The sequence below is a fragment of the Oleiagrimonas sp. genome, from assembly GCF_027858935.1.
GTDB lineage: Bacteria > Pseudomonadota > Gammaproteobacteria > Xanthomonadales > Rhodanobacteraceae > Oleiagrimonas.
Window position 1 is genome coordinate 1 of the sequence record NZ_JAQIBU010000038.1, and the last position, 4,077, is coordinate 4,077.

4 protein-coding genes are annotated in these 4,077 nt (G+C 62.9%); 2 read left to right on the top strand and 2 right to left on the bottom strand.

Annotation, left to right across the window (positions count from 1 at the left end):
- Together PF446_RS01380 and PF446_RS01385 are read right to left on the bottom strand one after the other, a co-directional pair.
- Positions 1-1,736 (bottom strand): CocE/NonD family hydrolase (locus PF446_RS01380; protein WP_298068953.1); only part of this gene is annotated, 1,736 nt, incomplete at its 3' end.
- Between the two features lie 228 nt (positions 1,737-1,964).
- Complete coding sequence (locus tag PF446_RS01385; RefSeq protein ID WP_298068955.1) at positions 1,965-2,162, bottom strand: hypothetical protein; 198 nt, start codon at positions 2,160-2,162, stop codon at positions 1,965-1,967.
- 186 nt (positions 2,163-2,348) lie between these two features.
- On the opposite strand from PF446_RS01385, the gene PF446_RS01390 reads away from it, so the two are divergent.
- Together PF446_RS01390 and PF446_RS01395 are read left to right on the top strand one after the other, a co-directional pair.
- Entirely contained in the window at positions 2,349-2,723 is a 375-nt protein-coding gene (locus PF446_RS01390) for a YajD family HNH nuclease (protein ID WP_298068956.1), read from the top strand.
- Positions 2,724-2,805: 82 nt separating this feature from the next.
- On the top strand, positions 2,806-3,873 hold the full coding sequence (locus PF446_RS01395) for an FAD-dependent oxidoreductase (RefSeq protein ID WP_298068958.1): 1,068 nt from the start codon (positions 2,806-2,808) through the stop codon (positions 3,871-3,873).
- Positions 3,874-4,077 lie beyond the last annotated feature (204 nt).

Below are 4,077 nucleotides of genomic sequence, written 5' to 3' on the forward strand. Positions count from 1 at the left end.
GGCAAGGCGAAGCGGTAGACCAGCGGCTTGTTGGGCGTAAGGGCCGATGGATGCGCAAGGCTCTTGCGGAATCGGCCCCGGAAGATGTCCATGGCCACGGCCAGCTGGTAACCGCTCATGTCCGGTTCCTTGGCATCCTGCTGCGGGTAGACGTCGATCAGCTTGACCACCCAGTCCGAATCCGTACCGCTGGTGGAGGCATCCAGATGCACCATCGGGCGACCACTGATGCGCACGGCGTGCTTGAGTACCGGCGTCTCGTAGGTTTCCACATCCGGGCGTGCGGCGGCCGGGCGCTGATCGCCCACCAGCCACTCGGGCCAGGTCTTGGTCTCTGCCGCCGGGACCGGGCGCGGACGATAGGGCACCGGCGTGGCCGGATTGGAAATGTACTGGTCGTAGCCGTTGCCGTTCGACGGTTGCGGCTTGTCGAAGCCCAGCTCATGTCCGGCATGCAGGTAAATCGGCTCATCCTGGATGCTGCAGTTGCCCGGACAGGACGGCCAGCTGGACAGTTTTTCCCAATGATTGGGGCCGGTGAGATAAGCATGCACATGCGCCAGATGGGCGTCGGCGCCATCGGTCTTCAGGTGCTGGGCCAGAAACGGCAAAAGGATGTGCTTGCGGAAGTATGCCGAGGTATCCGAACCGAACTGGATGGCCCCCAGATGCGTGCCGGAACCCGCTTCCTGACCGTGGAACCACGGTCCCAGCGTCAGGTACAGGTTCTTGCGATTGGATGCCTTGGCATACAGCGCGCGATACACCGCCAGGGCGCCGTAGATATCCTCCTGATCCCACTCGCCGGCGACCAGCATGGTCGGCACGTCCAGGGGCTCCTTGGCCAGGATCTTGTCGACGGCCTGATCCTGCCAGAATTTGTCATAGGACGAGTGCTTGACGATCTTGTTCCAGAAGCCCAGCTGACCCATGCCGTGCTCCTTTGCGATCACGCTGGGATTTCCGGCATCCAGATACATGCTGTAGTCGTCGGAATAGTTCGACCACCATTTGTCCTTGTTGGAGCGCGTGGCCTCCTGGGAATAGATGTACGGCATCATCTGCTCGCGGAAGGCGCCGTTATGGAACCAGTCGTCGCCGATCCAGCCGTCGACCATCGGGTTTTCCGGCACGGCCGCCTTCAGCGCGGGATTGGGATGCACCAACCCCATCAACGCCTCGAAGCCGTCGTAGGAGATGCCCATGATGGCGACCCGGCCGTTGCTTTGCTTGATGTGGCTGGCCAGCCAGCCGATGGTATCCGAGGCATCGGTGGCATCGGATACGGGCGTCGGATTCAACGGGCCGCGCACGTAGCGGTTCATGATGTAGTCGCCCTCGGAACCGTATTTGCCCCGTACGTCCTGGAACACATGGATGTAGCCGGCCTTGAGGATCGGATCGTGCGCCTCGCGCTTGCGCGAGGCAAAGCGGTCCGCGTTATAGGGCGTGCGCTCCAGCACAATGCCGGCGTGGTGCGCGCCCTTGGGGATCAGGATGTCGGTATTGAGCTTGATGCCGTCACGCATGGGGATCTGCACGACACGCTTGGTGTAGCTCATTTTCTGCGTCACCGGCTTGAAATGCGCCGGCGTTTCACTGGGCAAGCTTGGATAGTGCGAATGCGAGTGTGGCGGCGTGGATTGCGCGGCGCTGGCCGCACTACCGCTGGCGAACAACGTCAATGCCAGCAGCAATGACAAGGAGTGGCGAACTGGGGAATGCAGGGAAGTCATGACGGACACCTGTTCTAAATCAGTCCATCCAACCTAACCCGTCTTCAATGCGCAAGGCATGTGCATGAAGACATGCATGCATCCGTGGCACATCGAAAAGAACACGCAGCGCCTGTGTTTTTGTGAATCAAACGGAGGTTGTTCCGACACGGCGACCCATGCTCTGTTGATCTGCCAGAAAAAAGGCCGCGATCGCGGCCCTTTCCGTACATGGCAGCAAGGCGCGCGCTAACCGGGCCGTACGCCCAACAGGCGCGCCGGCAGCATCACCATGCCCCTCAGGATGGCGAACACGCCTTCCACGGCGATGCCAAGCAGCCGGAACGGCAGCAACAACAGCCATACCAGCGGATACAGCACCAGCGCGAGCAGCGCCAGCGGCCAGCACAACGCCAACACAAACAACCAGAGCAGGAACGTCAACACGATGGTCTCCAGGCAATGCCCACGGCAAGGGTCATGGCCTGATACTGCTCCGCCTGGCCGCGCATTTCCAGTATCCGAGGCCACGGCATTGGCGCAACCGAGAAGCTTTTCCCCATCGCCATGCTCGCGTCGGCCTGGACGTATACGGATGCTCCGACACGGGTTCTTCAGCGTACACTTTGCGCCATGACCAGCCGCACGCCACCCCTGAATCCGGATACCCTCGATCGCATCGTCGCCCAGGCGCGGCGTGATGCCCAGCAACGCGAGAAGGGCTACCGCGAACGCGCACTGAAGATGTACCCGTGGGTATGTGGTCGCTGCGCACGCGAATTCACCCGTGACAACGTGCGCGAGCTTACGGTGCACCACCGTAATCACAACCACGACGACAATCCTCCGGACGGCAGCAACTGGGAACTGCTGTGCGTGTACTGCCACGACAACGAACATGCCCGTTACATTGATCATGTCCGCGGCGGTGCGCTGGGACCGGATGCCGCACCGGAACCGGCGACCGGCAAGCCTTTTGCAGCCTTGCGCGACCTGCTCGGAAAATGATCGCGGCCGCGTGCCTGTATCGCGGCAAACGACCCCCTTCTTGTAGAGTGGGCGGCTTCCAACAGCCGCGCAAGGATCTGCCATGCTCCCTGCCACCGTTGTCATTGGTGCCGGCCTCAGCGGCCTGTACGCCGCCCGGCTGCTGGAGCAAGGGGACCATGACGTGTTGCTGCTGGAGGCGCGCGAGCGCGTGGGTGGACGCATCCTGAGCCTGTCCGCGGACGATGGCGTACACGCCTATGACATGGGGCCGTCCTGGCTGTGGCCGGCGATGAACCCGCGTGCAGCGCGGCTGATCGAGGCACTCGCAGCTACGCTCTACCCGCAGCATGTGGATGGCGGCGCCGTCATGGAGGAGGCCAGCGGACGCGTGCAACGGCTGCAGCGTACCTGGGCCACGGAGCCCGCTTCGATGCGCGTGTACGGAGGCATCGGTGCGCTGACCCATGCGCTGCGTGACAGCCTCCAGCGCACCTCGATCCGGCTGGGAACGCGCGTCACGAGCCTGCGCTTGCTGGGCGCCGACACGGTCGAAGTCACACTCGAAAGCGGCGAAACCGTGCGCACCGCACGGGTGATCAGTACCCTGCCCCCACGCTTGCTGGTCGATACCCTGTCGTGGATGCCCGCCCTGCCCGCAGACTGGCAGGCCGCACGACGCGCCACCCCCACCTGGATGGCCGGGCAGGCGAAGTTTCTGGCCATCTACGACCACGCTTTCTGGCGCGCGAACGGCCTGTCGGGCATGGCCATGAGCCAGCGTGGCCCACTGGTGGAAATCCACGATGCCAGCGATGCCGATGGCAAGCATGCGGCGCTGTTCGGTTTTGTCGGCGTCGCCCATGACGGACGTCGCCAGCTGGGCCGTGACCAACTGGTGCGGTTGGCACTGGCGCAGCTGACACGCCTGTTTGGATCGCGTGCGTCGACACCTCAGACCGTGCACCTGAAGGACTGGGCCGATGCGTCCTGCACCGCTGTGCCCGCCGATGCGATTCCGCCCCCCGGACACCCGTCCTATCCGCAGGCATCGCTGCCAGCGCCCTGGAGCGGATGCGTCCAGTTGGCAGGCAGCGAGTTTGCCGGCGACTTCGCCGGGTACCTGGAAGGGGCGCTGGATGCTGCAGAGCGCGCAGTATTGATGGCCTGAGTCCTGGCCTGCAAGTCTCGCTACACTTCCATGCGCCCGTCCACCACTTTGCAAGAACAGAGGCACTCCATGAACGATGAAGCAAAGCCCCATCCGAGACATCGCACCGCACTGGCAGCATTGGCTTTCTTCATCACTGAAGCGCTGACCTTTGTGTTGATGATGGCGGTATCCGACAGCAGTTTTGTAACGCTGATCGTCGAA